Source organism: Streptomyces kryoterrae (genome assembly GCF_054072135.1).
Map to the genome: position 1 here is coordinate 9,254,657 of NZ_CM133358.1, position 14,719 is coordinate 9,269,375.

A 14,719-nucleotide genomic window follows, 5' to 3' on the forward strand; every position below is an offset into this window, starting at 1 on the left:
GGTCAGTGGTCGGCGGTGGTGAGCGGGTGCAGTACGGCCTGCGGTGGGATGAGCAGGGCTCCGTGGGCGGCGCCGTACCAGGTGCCGAAGTCGCGGCGGGCTGCGTCCGGGTCGTCGGAGGTGTGGACGAGGTTGCGGACGAACCGCCGCTCGGCGAGCGCGGCTGTGAGGCTGTCGTTTCCGAGGTCGCCGCGGATCGTGCCTTGTGCTGCGTGGGTGGGGTCGAAGTGGCCCAGGAGGCGGCGCAGCCGGTCGTGCAGGCCCCGTTCGCCGTGCGCCAGAGCGACCGTGACGGGACGGTCCGCATACGTGGCGTCCAGGCAGGCCGGGACGTCGCGGTCGGGGAACGAGTCCGCGTCGACGAGGAGATCCCAGTAGTGGACGTGCGCCTGCCACGCCTGCGCCGTCAGGTCGACGCGGTCGGAGATCATCGCGCCGGCGGCGGCGATCCGGTCGAGGACCTCCTCGACCAGGCCCCGTTCCGCACAGTCCGGCTTGCACAGGATGACCACGCAACGGTCGAAGTCGAGGGCATGCGCGCCGTGGTGCGGGGTGCGATACCAGGTGCCGAAGTCGCGGCGGGCGGCGTTCGGGTCGTCGGAGGTGTGGACCAGGTTGCGGACGAACCGCCCCTCGGCGCGTGCCGCCGCGACGCTGTCGTCGGCGAGGTCGCCGCGGATCGTGCCCGCCGGAGACCGGGTGGGATCCGTGTGTCCCAGGAGATGACGCAGGCGCTGATGAACGCCCGGCTCGCCGTGCGCGAGAGCAACCGTGACGGGGCGGCCCGCATACGTGGCGTCCAGGCAGGCCGGGATGTCGAGGGCGGGAATCCGGGCGTCCGCGAGCATGTCACGGTAGGCGACGTGGGCCTGCCACGGCTGTGCGACCAGATCCCTGCGGCCGGAGACCGTGACGCCGGAGTCGGCGATCCGGTCGAGGACTTCGTCGACCAGGCCCCGTTCCACACAGTCCGGCTTGCACAGGATGACGGCCCGTCGGCCGAAGTCGACGCCGGGGATCACTTCGCCGCGGTTCATCGCACGCTCCCTGTCGTGTCGGAGCAGGCCGGCCACTTCTGCGCCACCAGCCACCGCAGGCCCGGCTCCAACGCGTCCAGAACACCGGGGTCGACCCGTTCGGGCTTGTCGTGCTGGAGCTGCCGGTAGACCTCGAACAGAAGCAAGGGCTGCTGCCAGTACGGTTCCAGGCCCGTCGCCCTGATCTCTGCGGCCGTGTACTGCACCGTGTTGGTACGCAGGGCTTTTTCGTGTTCGAGGACTCGTGCCACGGTGGCCGCGGTGGTGTTCCCCGGCATCGCCGGGAACAGGAAAGTGCGCGGCGCGGAACGGGTTGCCGCCTCGTTCCGCACCTGCCGGACGCGTTCGGTGTTCCGGTCGCAGACGTGCGCCGAACCGATGAAGTGGGTGTACGTGCCCAGCTCAAGGCCGAGCTGGATGGCCGCGTACTCCTGGATCATCGTGAAGCTGAACACGTCGGAAAGCAGCCCGCAGTCCAGATCGTTGGCCCGCATGTGGCACACCATGTGCAGGCGACCATCCCGAGCGAGCAGATGTAACCCGGACAGACACGCCACGTCGGGGTTGTCGTTAGCGGCCAATTCGCCGGCTGCGAAGACAGGGAGGAAGCCGCGCTTGCTGTCGGTCTCCGTGCGCAGCAGGTCGATGACACGGTCGAACGGCGAGACGGTGTCCCCGGCAGCGGGAGTGAACAAGATGTAGCCGTAGGCGGAGCCGCCGAGGTGGACGCCGTCCGGGGAACTGGAGCGCATGGACGGCGCGTAGTAGCCGATCATCTCCAAGTCCCGGCGCCCGGCCAGATACCAGAGGGCTTCGGCGTAGTGGAACACCGGGTTGGCCTTGCGCCGGGCCAGGAACGGCAGACGCTGCCGGGGGTCGCAGAGGCGGAAGGCCACGCCGATCACCTCGCGAGCCGCGTTTCCGCGTGCGTCAATACGGTGCTCGTGCTGCTCGGTCGCCAGATGGAGCAGTTCCAGGTAGGCGTCTTCGACGCTACCGAAGGTAGGGGGGCTGAGCATCTGATCCTCCAGAAGACGATGTGGATGCATAGAGGTCCGGCGCAGAGAGCGGGCATGCCTGCCCACGGGAAGCGGCCGGATGGACTGGCCCTCCGGCCGTTGGTTTTACGCGACGGCCTGGCGTATGCGGGGGTGTGCTCCGCCTTGCCCACGCAACGTCACGCCGGCTTCCAAGAGGCTGTGGCGGACGGCTCCGAACGAGCGGTTCGTGCGGCCGGCGATGTCGCGGATCGAGCCGCCCCTGTCGTACGCACGTGTCGCGCACTTCGTGAACAGAGTGGCGGCGTCGCCCTTGAGCTTTGTGTGGGGCGCATAGGGGATGGGCAGGGGCTCCAGCTCCTGCACCCACGCGGGCTCGGATACGTGCGTCTCGTTGGACGATTCAGGCATGCCTTCTCCAGATCAAGGAAGCGTGGTCGGCGAGGCCGGAACCAACTCGGCGGGTGGCGACGGGGGTTCGGCAGCGGCTGTGGCACACACCAGCCGGTGGCTGATCCACATGAACGTGGCCCAGGTAAGAAGCACCAGCACGATCCGGTACACGTCGCGGACGGCCAGCAGTTGAAGCCCGCCGACGTTGAGATCGAAAAGGGCATGGCCGGCCATCAGCGGCAGCAGACTCCGATGGCGCCGGTACAGCCAGACACGGCCGACGGCGAAGAGGACGGCCCCGATCGCGGGGAGCCCGGAGTAGGCGTGCAGGAGGACTTCGATCACGCTGACCAGGGTGTAGATCTCCCATGCCGGTCGCCGGATGGCTGTCAGCAGCGTGGTGGTGGCCGCGACCACCACCACGTCCTCGATCGCCACCGTCCTCACGAGCCCGAGGCCGAGTTTCCCGAAGCCGTCGATGCCGAGGACGGACAACTGGTTGCCCTGCATGACGGGTATGCCGTCTATTCCGGCCCAGGGGATGAGGCTGGCCAGCAGTGCAGTCGCCGCTCCTGATGCGGCACATACGGCGAAGGCCATCCCGCTGACCTTCCAGTCACGCAGCCGTTGGGCAGCCGTGGCAGGGAGCTTGCCGCCGAGGAGAACTCCGTGGGCTCGGGTCACCTCCACGGTCAGCCACACGAGCACACAGGCGAAGACCATCTGTCCCGCGAAGCGCGCGAGCGTACTGGAGGTGGGGATGGTCGAGTACATGGCTGCCATGCCGCAGGCGGCAGCGGCCGACCGCTGGAGCAGTCGCGATCGGTTGGAGACCCCCTGGCTGAGGCAGGTCCGGGAAATGACCTTCCACATGAGCCAGAAGAACAGGACCGTGGAGAGTGCGATCTGGCCAAGGCCGAACCGGAGGATGTCCTGCGCTGACCACCGCACGCCGTACAGGGCGCCGACGGCCACCACCGCCTTGGCCAGAGACCAGTAGCAGCCGAGCAGCAGCAACCCGGCGACGTGGAGGACGACTCGGCGGGTCGAAGCAGCGGGGAATCGCGCCGTCGTCGCGGAGCTGGGAGAAGGGATCGGCGCCAGGAGGGAGAGACGGTCACGCACGACCAGACCCCCGCTCGACCTGGGGGTGCGTGACGGCGACCACCTGGCCGAGGACGGTGGACCCCGGCGGGGCGTCCGATCCTGCATGGGCACTGCGCACGGTCACCAGTGCGCCGTCGAGCACAGCGGCACCGATGGCGGAGCCCACCACGACCTGGAGCACGAATACGGTCCCGGACGCCTCAGCGCCGTTGCCGGGCAGGCTGCACAGGGAACTCGGCGGGGCGTCCGCCGGGGCGGGGAGCTCGAAGCCGTCCACGATCTCGCAGCTCCGAGGAGAGCGCGGATCGCGTGTGAGAACCCCCAGCTTTTCCAGATTCTCGATCTGGTGCTGGACGCTGCTTAGCCCGATGGCCTGGGCGATCTCTCGCTGGGAGGGTGCGAATCCGTTCCGCTCGGTCGCCTCCCGGATGACAGTGATGATCTGCCACTGTCGTGCGGTCAGCTGCGGACCTGTCTGCGCTGGACGCGTGCCCGGTTCCGCGCGGCGGGTCGTGCCCCGCTCCTGACCGATGAGCTTCTCCGCGTTCAAAGATCTTCCTTCAGAGGTATCGGTTTGGCCCTTCACTCCCCGGGTCACCGTCCTGCCCGGGGAGTGAAGGGGGCTGGGTTCCTGTCGTCGAGCGGGGAACCCCAATTCCCCGCTCGACGACAGGGGCCCGCGCACGGTGATGCGGATTTCACAGGGGTGCCGTGCGCGGGAGCTGTGTCAGGCCACGGCCTGGACGGGTGGGGCGGCCTGGTGTTCGCGTCGCAGTGCTTCGGCCACGCCGCGGCGGGACAGTACGACCACGACGCCGTGATGGTCACTGATGCCGGTGGTGTCCAGCACGTTGACGGCCAGCACGGCGTGCGCGATCCGGCCGTCCACGTAGACGCGGTCGATCCGGCGTGGTCCGCCCTGATCGGGCCGGGCGTAGCCCGCGGTCGGACCGATGGCCTGGGGCTGTCCGAGTGTGTGGGCGGCGTAGCGTGCAGCGTCGTGCAGACCGCTGGTCAGCAGCGCCTGGTCCAGGTACGTACAGCTGACGCGGGACCCGTCCGGGGCGAGGTTGGTCCGGTGGTGGATGTGCGCCCGGTCGGTGACGGTCGACCAGGCGATCGGAGGGACGCTCTCGCCGTCCTCGATCGGGTACTCGTTGCAGTCGCCCCCGCCGATGAAGCCTCCGCGCCGCTCCATCCGGTCGACCAAGGCCGTGATCTCGTCGGCCTCGCGTTCGCGGCCCCGGGGGCTGTTGAACGCGGCGTGCCAAGACATGAGCAGCAGCTCGGCCTCGGGGACGTCTGCGAAGCGCGCCGACACGATGGTCGGCGGGGTCCGCCAGAACATCGCGTCGTACGTCATGCGCTCGAAGACCGGGAAGGTCTCCGGCCGGACGAACAGGGCAGTCGGGTTGCGGCCGGCACCGTTGCCCGACAAGAAGCCCTTCATGCCCAGCAGTTCACCGGCCGCCTTGAGCCGCCGATTGTCGTGCAGGTGGCTGTAGGTGGCCTCCTGCCTGAGCACGACGTCGGCTTGCAGGGGCATCAGGAGCTGGTGGTGGGCGTCCAGCCAACGCTGGGGTATCCCTCCGTCGGGGGTGTCCTCGCCTCCGTCCCTCTCCACGTTCAGACTGGCGATCGTCACGACGGGCTCACCGTAGGCCGAGGAGCGCATGGCATGTCCTCCTTCATGTTCTGTCCGGTGTGGACCTGGCGCCCGCCGCCGAGCGGGAGATGGGCGACGAGCTCGGCGGCGGGCTGATCCCGCGCACGGCGATGCGGATTTCACGGGGGTGCCGTGCGCGGGGGTCTTCAGACGGCTGTCGGGTCGGGCTCGACGTGCCGTAGGTGGTCGGCGAAGCGCACGGACCACGGGATGTGGTGCTCCGCCTCGTCCTCGGGGGTGGGTCTGGGTCTGTGTTCTCGCAGGGCGGTTTGGGCCAGGCGCAGGCGTTGGACTTCGCCGGTGCCGGCGGGCGCGTAGGTGGTCTGCATGTCACGCCACACCCGGGAGATCTCGCCGGAGGTGTCGAGGCTGTTCGCGCCGTGCAGTTCCATCGCGTCCCGGCCGGAGTCGACGGCCGCTTCGTGCCCGAATGTCTTGGCGGTGATGAGCTGGTCGTCGCAGTCCGCGCCGTGGTCGAGCATGTCGACGGCGTGGTAAGTGAGGACCCGGGCCGTGTGCAGGCGTGCCGCCATCGCGCCGAGACGGTCGCGCACGACGCCGATGTCGGAGAGGGTTCCCTGGTAGCGGGGCCGGCTGCCGACGTACTGGGTGGTGAGGTCGAGGGCGGCTTCGTGCAGGCCGAGGGAGACGGCCGTGAGGTTGGGGCGTCCGTAGAGGATGCTGCTGGACTGGGCGACGGCCAGGCCCTGGCCGACCTCGCCCAGAACGCTCTCTGCGGGGAGGCGTACGCGGTCGAATCCGAGGCCGCCGAAGCCGAAGCCGCGCAGGCCGAACGCGCCGACGTACCGGTTGGCGGAGACTCCTCTTCGCTCGCTGGAGACGAGGAAGGCGGTCAGGGCTTGGGAGGTGCGGGTCCCGGGCGGTGCGGTACGGGCGACCACGATATGGAGGTCGGCGATCTGGCTGTTGCCGATGTGTGCCTTCGTGCCGGTGAGGATCCATGCTTTGCCGTCCCACTCGGCTGCGGTGGTCATGCCGCCGATGTGGCCGCCCTGGTCCGGTTCGGTGACCGCGATCGACAGCAGCACGCTGCCGTCGGCGACGCCCGGGAGGAGATTCGCTCGCTGTCGCTCGGTGCCGAAGTGGAGCAGGGCGGCGACGGGGATCAGGCTGGCCTGGAGGATCGCCGCGGCGGCGGCGGATACCCGGGCGAGGCGGTGGATGAGGATGGACTTGGCCACATGGCCGGCCTGCATCCCGCCGTACGCCTCGGGGACGGTGACGCCGAACCAGCCGCGGGCGGCCAGGAACCGTGCCACCTTCCGGTCGACATAGCGGGCGGTTTCCATGTGGGTGACCCGGGGGCGGATCTCCTGGTCGGCGAAGGCGTCGACGTCCTGCCACAGGGCCTGGTGGCGGGGGGTGAGGAACGTGTCGAGTACGCGGGGTGTGCTGGATGCGGACATGGGCGTCCCTCTCCCTGATGGGCTCACATGACGGCTGAGGCCGGTTGCGCCTGGGGGTTCGTCAGGGGGCAGGCGGGGTGACGATCTGGAGCGCGTCGGCGGCGGTGCGCGCGGTGTCCTTGACGATGGCCAGGACCCGTCTCGCGTCACGGAGGGTGCGCGGTTCGGGGTCGATGATGCAGACCGTGAGCAGGGCGAGGCCTGTCTGCGCGTCGATGATGGGGCTGCCGAAGTAGCTCTGGATGCCGATGGCGTCGACGACGAGGTTGCTGGCGAACCGCGGGGAGGCAGCCACATTCGGCAGGGGCAGCGACAGCTTGCGCCGGATGACCTCGGGGCACCATCCGTGACTGCGGCTCATGGTGCGGCCCACGATGGGATAACCGGCGTCGCGAGGCGGGTTGCGCAGGCCGAGAAAGGTCTGCTCCGCACCGAACGCGTTCACCATGGCGTAGAGGAAGTCGGCACGCTCGCCCATGTCGTTTGCGATGTCATCGAGTATCTCTACGCCCTCCATCCCGATGCCCAGTTGCTCGAACCTGGTCAGGCGGGTGGCCATCTGGGCGGCTTCGGTCTGCGGATCGTCGGTGAAGGTCTCGATCCGGTGGTGCACGGCGTGGAGCGCCGGGACGTGCAGAGCGGGGCTCGTCCGGCGGGGAATGGAGGTCATCTCGCGTCCAAGAGGGCTGAGTCGTCGGAGGCCAGGGCCACTGCGTGTCTGATCAGGGTGAGCAGGACGCCGGCCACGGAATGGGGATTGCGGGCATCGCAGAACATCACGGGGATGTTGTCGCCTACGTCGAAGGCTTCGCCGATCTCGACCAGGGTGCGCGGGGCAGCCCCGGGGAAGCGGTTGACGGCGATGACGAAGGGCAGGCCGAGCTGTTCGAAGAAGTCAGCCGCCGGGTAGCTGCTCTCCAGCCTGCGGGTGTCGGCCAGGACCACGGCGCCGAAGGCGCCCTGGGACAGGTCGTGCCACAGGTTCCAGAACCGGGGTTGTCCCGGCGTGCCGAAGAGGTACAGCTCCAGGGGTTCGGGGTCGTCCCAGCCGACGCGGCCGAAGTCGAAGGCGACCGTCGTGGTCGTCTTGGCCTCGACGCCGTCCAGGCTGTCGGTGGCCGCGCTGTGTGCGGTGAGGACTTCTTCGGTTCTCAGCGGCTTGATGTCGCTGATGGCGCCGATCGCGGTGGTCTTGCCGACGCCGAATCCTCCGGCGACGACCAGTTTCAGGGCCGTCCGCCCGGCGGGCTGAGGGAACTGCGTCACAGGTGTCACCCGGCCTTCGCTACCGCGTCGGGGAACTTGGTTTTGAGGAAGGCGCTGAGGGATTCCAGGAGCTGGATGTCGGAGCGGTCGCCCGGCGTCTGCGGGACGGGCACCATCAGGGCGCCCGTGTCGATCAGGTCGGAGACGAGAATCTTCACCGCGGTGACGTGCAGACCGGTGGTGCCGGCCACTTCCGCGAGGGGACGCTGCCGTTGGCGGCACAGTGCGATGATCTGTGCGCTTTCCGGCGAGAGTCCGGGGGCGGGCTGACGGCGGCCGGGTCCGAGCACGGTCTGGAGGTTCAGGTGGTGTCGGGGACGGGTGCGGCCGTCGGTCAGTGTGTAGAGCCGGACGATGCTCGATGTGTCGTCTCCGGCCCTGGGTAAGGGCTCCTGCCGTGGCCGGGAGGTCATGACGCAGCCTCACCGTCGGCATCGCGGTCACGGATGAGAGTGGTCATGAAGGGCGCGAACCGTGACACCAGCCGCCCGATTTCGAACGCGACGGCGCCGATGTTCGCGTCCGTGGCGACCAGCACGACCAGTACGGTGGCGACGGTCTTCCCGCTCTGGTTGAACGTGCTGCCGACGCCGGCGTTGGTGACGAGGAACATGACGTCTTCCCGTTCCAGCAGGATCTGCTGCGCCGGCAGCTGCTTGCCCGTGGGCCCGGTGACGCCCTTGGCCAGCCCCGACATTCCCGAGAACGTGGCGGCCAGTTCGTCGGCCCAGTCGGGGTCCATGTGAGAGGAGAACACCTGCTTCAAGCCGTCGCGTGAGCCCAGCAAGGCGTGGCTGACACCGACCGTGCTCGCCACGAAGTCGTCGAGCAGGCGCGTCATCTGCCCCTTGACCGCATCGGGGGAAGCCGTGGAGGCCACTGCACCGGTCATGTCGTAAGTCATCGTCGATTCGCTCCATGCGAAGTTGCGGGGAAGTACGGGGTCAGGGCTGGCTGATCGGGGGCGCGCCAGGGGCGGGCTCGGCGCCCAGCCCGGCGCGCAGGCCCGTCCGCCAGTCGCCGCTGGCACGGGGATTCGCGGCCTGGGCCGGAACGTCAGCCTGCGCAGCGGTGCCGGCAACGGGTCTGTGCACACGCCTGCGCTTCGGCAGCGGGGCCGTGGCGCCTGCGACGCCCGCGTTCGTGGGAGGGCTGCTCGGCGCCGGACGGACGAGCTGCTGTACGGCGCCCGTGCGCTCGGGCTGCGAAGTGGCAACAGGCTCCGCCGTCGCAGAGATCGTGACGGTGGCGACAGCGGGGGTGACCGGGACGAGGTAGCGGGCCGGGACCAAGACGTTGGCGGTGGTCCCGCCCATCGGGTTCATCGTCAGCCACACGGACAGGCCGTACTTCTCGGCGATCTTCGCGCTGGTGATCAGACCGAGGCGCCCTGCCCGGACCTGGCCCGCGACGTCGGCCTGCTCGGGGTGCGCCAGGAGACGATTCAGCATCTCCCGCTGCTCCGGCTCCATCAGCAAAGTCGCCTTGTCCTCGACCTCGATCAGCAGTCCGTGCGCCACCTGCTGCGCACGGACGACGACATGGGTCGCCGGATCGGAGTGCTCCAGGCCGTTGTCGATCAGCTCGGCGAGCAGATGGGCCACATCGGGATGCACATGCGCCGGCAGCGCGAACGCGTCACCGACTTCACCCACCGCGATCTTGACGCGCGGATACCTGACCACCTCGGACTTCGTGCCGCGCAGCACCGTGACGACCTCGACGGGAGCTCGCATCTCGCGAAGGTACTGACTGCCCAGCACCACGGAGACGCTCTCCACCATGCGGCGCAGCCGCATCGCGAGATGGTCGATCTTGAAGCTCCAGTCAAGGAGTTCCGGGTCCTCGGTCGCGTTCTGTAGGCCGCTCAGATTCTCCAGCATCTCGCCGATCAGGCTGTGCTGGCGCCGGGACAAAGTCCGGTGCATCTCCACCAGCACCGCCGCCTGGGACTCGTCATGCACTCGTATCAGGGAGCCCGCACCCTGCGTCTTCAGGTTCCCGATCAGCTCGATGACCTTGTCGAGCATGTCTCTGCCCGCCGCCTGCGGATCCTCCGGGAGCGGGGGCCGGGCACCCCGGCACAGCTCATTTGCAGTCCAGACCATGGTCTGCTCAGCGGCATGTGCGGCCTCCGCGACCCGCTGGAACTCGGCGTCGCGATGGCCCTGGAGGGAGGCAGCCACCGCCTGTACCCGGATGACGCCGACGAGCACCGCGACGAGCACGCCGCCACCCAGGGCGCTCGCAAACTGGGTGAAGGTGAACCGGAACACCCACGCGGCCAGAACGGACATGCTCCACACGCCAACGATGCACACCAGAGGCGCGACCAGCACACCACCGACCTCGTCGAGGATGTAGCGATCCACACGGGGGCGGCAGCTTCGTCTGCGGTGACGGGTGACCGTGGGGGCAGAGGGCACGCGGTCAGGCATGGGGGTTCCTCAATGATGCGTTCCGGCAGAGGGCAAGAAGAAGAGGGACAAGCGGTCGGCTCGCTCCTCCTCAGAAGGGGAGGGAGCACCAGGTCGTCGTACCGTCGAGGCTGACGCCCCAGTCGTCGGCGATGGAGGCAACGAGGAACAGGCCACGGCCGTCCTCATCGTCGAGAGCGGCGTCGCCCAGCACGGGAAGTTCGTGAGACCCATCCCTCACCTCGATCAGGAGGTGACTAGCCGTGAGGTACAGGCGTACCCCGACATCACCGCAGCCGTGCTTGAACGCGTTGGTGACCAGTTCGGTAGCCAGTAGCTCGGCAGACTCAGCGAGGTCGGGCAGGCGCCAGTACTTCAGCCCGGCCCGGATGATGAGGCGGACCCGAGATGGCACAGCTCTGTCAGCTATCGCGATGGCGCCGGCCGTGGAGCCACTTCCGCGGGCAAAGGACATATCAAATCCGGTATACACGCGGAGGCTAGGAGGGATTCGGGGGTCCGTCCGGACAATGGTCGCAGTCGGTGTCATGCCGAACCCTCCGTATGTCCGGAGGCTCCGGACGCCGGACACGTCACCACTCGCTCGACGTGGCAAGCCACGACGGCGGGGATCAACCGTTCCATCCCCCGTCCCTTGACGAGGAAGACTGCGATGCGCTGCTTCTCCGGCTTCACGGGAGGGAGCTCCTTGGTTCGGCGGACACGACGTAGGTGCGGACCTGCTATTCCGAATCCGTCAACGCTTGGGCCGAGAAAACAGGCATCGGGCCTCACCTTGAGGTGTTGCCATCCGTGTCCTTGAGCGCCTCGAATGCGGTACCCCTACCGTTCCAATCACGGCAGTTGGCGTCACGGGCGCCCGTGACCAACTTTTCTGGACACGCGCCCCTGCACCGACCAGGGACAATCCCACTTTCTGGACGACCAGTTGGGCTGTCTCTACCTGATGTTCCAGGTCACGCCCACCAAATCGAGCGATGCCGCAGTTACCGTTAGGCCACCACACTGCACAGGGAGCACGCCCATGAACTCCCCTTTGAAGCCCGGTTCCAAGGCAGACCGGGAGGCCCTCCGGCAAGGCATGGTTGCCGTCGGATGCCCCCTCGCGGATATCGCTATCGAGATGCGCACCCGCTTCAGGATGCGTCCCAGAGAAGCGTGGCGGCATTCCCACGGCTGGACGCTTCAGGAGGCAGCGGATCGAATCACTCAGGCGAGTATCGGACGCCCCGGTGAATCCGTCGCCGCTGACGCATCCCTTGTGGGCAAGTGGGAGAAGTGGCCAGGCCCTTCCTCACGCCGTCCTAGTCTCCCGGTCCTCTTCGCCATGGCAGAAGCCTTCTCGTGCCGCGTGGCGGATTTGTTGGACCTGGAGGACCGGCACGCGCTCCCCAAAGGGGACTTGCACCTGCTCGCCCATCGTCCAGCAACCGTCGAGACGCCGGCCCTGTCGTCTGCCGTTCCCCCGCCTGCCCCGACCGGGACCGACCTCGTCCGTCTCGCCGCCGATGAGTCCGCCACGTGGGCGCAATGGGCGGAGGCGACAAACGTCGGCGACATCGCCCTTGAGCAACTGATGGCCGAAGCACGGGCGCTCGCCTCGGACTACCTCACGTCCGAGCCCATCGCGCTCTTCGTCCGAACCCGAGCATTACGCGATCGCGTCTTCGCGCTTCTCGAAGGCCACCAGTACCCCCGCCAGTCGACTGACCTGTACGTCGCGGCCGGTTACCTCTGCGGGCTCCTGGCATGGATGTCCTCCGACTTGGGACAGTTGCGCGATGCGGATACTCAAGGCCGCACGGCGTGGCTGTGCGCTGAGCTCGGAGGGCACAACGACCTACGCGCTTGGGTGCTTTCGACGCGCTCGAAGGTGGCCTTCTGGGACGGACGTCTACGGGAAGCGATCAACTTCGCCCGTCACGGCGCCACCTACCGCACAACTGGCTCGGTGGCAGTGCTCCTCGCCTGCCAAGAAGCTGATGCCTGGTCCGAACTGGGTGCCCAGGACGAGGCCTTGGCGGCACTTTCCCATGCCGAACAGGCGCGCGCCGCTATGAGCGGCGGAGACGAGATCGGGGGCATCTTCGCCTGTCAGCCCGCACGGCAAGAGAACTATGCCGCCGCCGTCCAGCTGCGAATCGGGCGCCCCGCCGATGCCCTGAGATCTGCAGATAACGCCCTCGCACTCTTGGCTGTACAGCCAGTTAGGGCGTACGGCACCGAGGCGCAGATCCACATCAGCCGAGCCGCGGCCCACCTCGCGAATGGCGAAGCGGACGGCGCCCTCGAAGCCCTCGTACCTGTCCTCGCACTTCCGCCGGACCACCGCCTGGAGCCCGTCACCCGCCGCCTCAATGAACTGTGCGTGAGTATCGGGCGCCCCTGCACCAGCGGCACCACTGCTGTCGGGCTGCGTCAAGCTGTCGAAGAGTTCTGTGTGGACTCCGCTCCACGGCATCTGGCCCTCTCGCCAGGGGAAGGCTCTGCCTGATTTGATTTCAGACATGACGACTCAACCCGAGACCATGCGGAACCACTGGTGGTGGCGGCCGGGCTGGAGCGTGGGCCGCCGTTTCTATACCTGGCACCTAACATTCGAAGGCCAGGACGATGTGCACCGGCTCGCCGCCGAGTATCGTTCCGCACTCGCCCCTCTCGGAGACACGCTGACTGCAATCCCCGACCAGTGGCTGCACCTGACCATGCAGGGCATCAGCTTCGTCGGTGAGGCCAAGGAACAGGATGTCCACAGCATCGTGGATGCAGCCCACACTCGTCTTGCCGCCGTTCCGGCTTTCGACGTCCAGATCGGGCCAGCCGTACTGGACCCCGAGGCGGTGCTCCTGCATGTCCACCCCGACGGCCCTGCCCGAGCTGTCAGAAACGCCATCCGGGAGGCCATTGGGGACGTTCTCGGTGAGGTCCCCGAGAAGGCCGAGGGCTTCACACCACATGTCTCGGTGGCCTACAGCGCCGGAGACGGGCCCGCTGAGCCGGTCGCGCGGATTCTCGCCGACCTCAACCTCACGCCGGCGCAGGCTCGCATCCCCACCGCAGAGCTCATCGTGATCCACCGGGACAATCAGATGTACGAGTGGGAACCCTTTGCGAAGGTACCTCTGGGCTGAAGTTCCGCTGCCGAGCGGGGTCTTGCAGCCCACTTTGGAGCTTCGAGGCCCCGCACCGCACAGGTGAGTGCTTCGCGCATAGGGCGTCGTACAGGTTCGACGCAGACAGCCTCCCTGACGTACGGACACGGTCCGAACCCACTCCCAACAGCGCGATGGATAGAGTCCGAGCATGTACCCGGTCAAGCGCTCCAGCTCGCGCCTCGAGCTGCGCGAACTAGTTCCCGAGGACGTCGACGCGGTGCTCGCCATCTACGGCAGCCCCGAAGCCACAGAGCACTTGTCGTTCGAGCCGCGGACTCGCGACCAAGTCGACCAGATCGTGGCCCGATCTATCGCCTTGGCCACCACGGAGCCGCGCAGCGAGTACGCGCTCGTTCTCATCGAGCGGCATGCGAGGAAACTGATCGGGTTCGGCCGCCTCGCGTTGGACCCACACCAGCAGCGTGCAGCCACGTTCGGCTTCGCGCTGCGTCCGGACGTATGGGGAGTTGGCTACGGCCTCGAGACCGTCCGCCTTCTCCTAGGATTCGGGTTCGAGGACCTTGACCTGCATCGCATCTGGGGCGCACGGTCCCCACTCAACGAGGCTTCGGCGAAGACCATGACGGCAGCGGGCATGGTCGAGGAGGGCACTATTCGCGCTCACATCAAGAAAGCTGGCCGATGGCGTGACTCGGTCGTGCACGCGATGCTCGATGACGAGTGGAGAGCGTTGTGTCGGTGACCTCGAGCCGACGACATCTGCTTCCCGACGGCCCGAACGAACTCTTCGTCTACGGCACGCTGAGGTTCGATGTCGTCCTTGAAGCCCTGTTAGGGCGAGTACCTGCCCGCACGTCAGCCTCCGCGCCCGGGTGGCGCGCCGCCGCACTGGAAGGACGGGTGTACCCCGGCCTCGTGGGCTCGGCGCGCCGCGGCGCGGCCTCAGGCCTGCTGCTGACTGACCTCAGCTATGAGGAATGGGAGATCCTCGACGCATTCGAGGATCTCCGCTACGAACTGCGAGAAGTCGCCCTCTTCACGGGCAAGTCGGGATGGGCGTACATCTGGCGAGGCGACGACGTCCAGGAAGACGACTGGGACGCCGAGGGCTTCCAAGCACGGCACCTCGTGGAGTACGTCGCACGCTGCGCGCGGATCGGTCCTCGCCTCGCTGGAGGGCTCCCCAAGGGCGAGTAACCCCTGGGTCGTGGCCGGCGTGACTTGGGTCGTGGCGATCAAACCGACGGGGTCGCGCTGCGAACCGAGTCAAG

General features: G+C 67.9%; 17 protein-coding genes. 4 read left to right on the top strand and 13 right to left on the bottom strand.

The window, feature by feature from the left end; all coding sequences use genetic code 11:
- Positions 1–2: 2 nt before the first annotated feature.
- From ACW4TU_RS41250 to ACW4TU_RS41310, 13 genes are all read right to left on the bottom strand, one after another.
- The gene (locus tag ACW4TU_RS41250; protein WP_457422008.1) at positions 3–1,037 is read right to left on the bottom strand and encodes a nucleoside-diphosphate kinase; all 1,035 of its coding nucleotides are present in this window, start codon (positions 1,035–1,037) and stop codon (positions 3–5) included.
- On the bottom strand, positions 1,034–2,056 hold the full coding sequence (locus tag ACW4TU_RS41255; RefSeq protein WP_457422010.1) for a thymidylate synthase: 1,023 nt from the start codon (positions 2,054–2,056) through the stop codon (positions 1,034–1,036). The genes ACW4TU_RS41250 and ACW4TU_RS41255 overlap by 4 nt, the downstream gene beginning before the upstream one ends.
- 105 nt (positions 2,057–2,161) lie before the next feature.
- Complete coding sequence (locus ACW4TU_RS41260; RefSeq protein ID WP_457422012.1) at positions 2,162–2,446, bottom strand: helix-turn-helix domain-containing protein; 285 nt, start codon at positions 2,444–2,446, stop codon at positions 2,162–2,164.
- Positions 2,447–2,458: 12 nt separating this feature from the next.
- Complete coding sequence (locus tag ACW4TU_RS41265) at positions 2,459–3,553, bottom strand: CPBP family glutamic-type intramembrane protease (protein WP_457422014.1); 1,095 nt, start codon at positions 3,551–3,553, stop codon at positions 2,459–2,461.
- On the bottom strand, positions 3,546–4,085 hold the full coding sequence (locus ACW4TU_RS41270; RefSeq protein ID WP_457422016.1) for a LexA family protein: 540 nt from the start codon (positions 4,083–4,085) through the stop codon (positions 3,546–3,548). The genes ACW4TU_RS41265 and ACW4TU_RS41270 overlap by 8 nt, the downstream gene beginning before the upstream one ends.
- Before the next feature lie 177 nt (positions 4,086–4,262).
- Positions 4,263–5,210 (bottom strand): endonuclease/exonuclease/phosphatase family protein, encoded by a 948-nt coding sequence (locus ACW4TU_RS41275; protein ID WP_457422018.1) that lies wholly within the window; start codon positions 5,208–5,210, stop codon positions 4,263–4,265.
- Positions 5,211–5,347: 137 nt separating this feature from the next.
- Entirely contained in the window at positions 5,348–6,628 is a 1,281-nt protein-coding gene (locus ACW4TU_RS41280) for an acyl-CoA dehydrogenase family protein (protein ID WP_457422020.1), read from the bottom strand.
- A gap of 61 nt (positions 6,629–6,689) precedes the next feature.
- Positions 6,690–7,298 carry a GAF domain-containing protein gene (locus tag ACW4TU_RS41285; RefSeq protein WP_457422022.1) on the bottom strand — a complete coding sequence of 203 codons (609 nt, stop codon included), beginning with the start codon at positions 7,296–7,298 and terminating at the stop codon, positions 6,690–6,692.
- Positions 7,295–7,894, bottom strand: a complete 600-nt coding sequence (locus tag ACW4TU_RS41290; protein WP_457422024.1) for a GTP-binding protein — start codon at positions 7,892–7,894, stop codon at positions 7,295–7,297. The genes ACW4TU_RS41285 and ACW4TU_RS41290 overlap by 4 nt, the downstream gene beginning before the upstream one ends.
- Before the next feature lie 5 nt (positions 7,895–7,899).
- Positions 7,900–8,307, bottom strand: coding sequence for a DUF742 domain-containing protein (locus ACW4TU_RS41295; RefSeq protein ID WP_457422026.1), 408 nt, complete (start codon positions 8,305–8,307; stop codon positions 7,900–7,902).
- Positions 8,304–8,786, bottom strand: a complete 483-nt coding sequence (locus ACW4TU_RS41300; protein WP_457422028.1) for a roadblock/LC7 domain-containing protein — start codon at positions 8,784–8,786, stop codon at positions 8,304–8,306. The genes ACW4TU_RS41295 and ACW4TU_RS41300 overlap by 4 nt, the downstream gene beginning before the upstream one ends.
- 52 nt (positions 8,787–8,838) lie before the next feature.
- A complete protein-coding gene (locus tag ACW4TU_RS41305) occupies positions 8,839–10,266 on the bottom strand; it encodes a sensor histidine kinase (protein WP_457422030.1) in 1,428 nt (475 codons plus the stop codon).
- A gap of 136 nt (positions 10,267–10,402) precedes the next feature.
- Entirely contained in the window at positions 10,403–10,861 is a 459-nt protein-coding gene (locus ACW4TU_RS41310; protein ID WP_457422032.1) for an ATP-binding protein, read from the bottom strand.
- Positions 10,862–11,659: 798 nt separating this feature from the next.
- Between ACW4TU_RS41310 and ACW4TU_RS41315 the strand changes: the two genes are divergently transcribed.
- From ACW4TU_RS41315 to ACW4TU_RS41330, 4 genes are all read left to right on the top strand, one after another.
- Positions 11,660–12,826, top strand: coding sequence for an NsdA family TPR-like regulatory protein (locus tag ACW4TU_RS41315; RefSeq protein ID WP_457422034.1), 1,167 nt, complete (start codon positions 11,660–11,662; stop codon positions 12,824–12,826).
- Between the two features lie 13 nt (positions 12,827–12,839).
- The gene (locus ACW4TU_RS41320) at positions 12,840–13,463 is read left to right on the top strand and encodes a 2'-5' RNA ligase family protein (protein WP_457422036.1); all 624 of its coding nucleotides are present in this window, start codon (positions 12,840–12,842) and stop codon (positions 13,461–13,463) included.
- Positions 13,464–13,635: 172 nt separating this feature from the next.
- On the top strand, positions 13,636–14,190 hold the full coding sequence (locus ACW4TU_RS41325; RefSeq protein WP_457422038.1) for a GNAT family N-acetyltransferase: 555 nt from the start codon (positions 13,636–13,638) through the stop codon (positions 14,188–14,190).
- Positions 14,187–14,645, top strand: coding sequence for a gamma-glutamylcyclotransferase family protein (locus tag ACW4TU_RS41330; protein ID WP_457422040.1), 459 nt, complete (start codon positions 14,187–14,189; stop codon positions 14,643–14,645). The genes ACW4TU_RS41325 and ACW4TU_RS41330 overlap by 4 nt, the downstream gene beginning before the upstream one ends.
- Positions 14,646–14,719: the final 74 nt, after the last annotated feature.

Coding starts and splice junctions, on each gene's coding strand:
- ACW4TU_RS41250 (WP_457422008.1), bottom strand. CDS start 1,037: ATGAACCGCGGCGAAGTGATCCCCGGCGTCGACTTCGGCCGACGGGCC.
- ACW4TU_RS41255 (WP_457422010.1), bottom strand. CDS start 2,056: ATGCTCAGCCCCCCTACCTTCGGTAGCGTCGAAGACGCCTACCTGGAA.
- ACW4TU_RS41260 (WP_457422012.1), bottom strand. CDS start 2,446: ATGCCTGAATCGTCCAACGAGACGCACGTATCCGAGCCCGCGTGGGTG.
- ACW4TU_RS41275 (WP_457422018.1), bottom strand. CDS start 5,210: ATGCGCTCCTCGGCCTACGGTGAGCCCGTCGTGACGATCGCCAGTCTG.
- ACW4TU_RS41280 (WP_457422020.1), bottom strand. CDS start 6,628: ATGTCCGCATCCAGCACACCCCGCGTACTCGACACGTTCCTCACCCCC.
- ACW4TU_RS41285 (WP_457422022.1), bottom strand. CDS start 7,298: ATGACCTCCATTCCCCGCCGGACGAGCCCCGCTCTGCACGTCCCGGCG.
- ACW4TU_RS41295 (WP_457422026.1), bottom strand. CDS start 8,307: ATGACCTCCCGGCCACGGCAGGAGCCCTTACCCAGGGCCGGAGACGAC.
- ACW4TU_RS41300 (WP_457422028.1), bottom strand. CDS start 8,786: ATGACCGGTGCAGTGGCCTCCACGGCTTCCCCCGATGCGGTCAAGGGG.
- ACW4TU_RS41310 (WP_457422032.1), bottom strand. CDS start 10,861: ATGACACCGACTGCGACCATTGTCCGGACGGACCCCCGAATCCCTCCT.
- ACW4TU_RS41315 (WP_457422034.1), top strand. CDS start 11,660: ATGGCAGAAGCCTTCTCGTGCCGCGTGGCGGATTTGTTGGACCTGGAG.
- ACW4TU_RS41320 (WP_457422036.1), top strand. CDS start 12,840: ATGACGACTCAACCCGAGACCATGCGGAACCACTGGTGGTGGCGGCCG.
- ACW4TU_RS41325 (WP_457422038.1), top strand. CDS start 13,636: ATGTACCCGGTCAAGCGCTCCAGCTCGCGCCTCGAGCTGCGCGAACTA.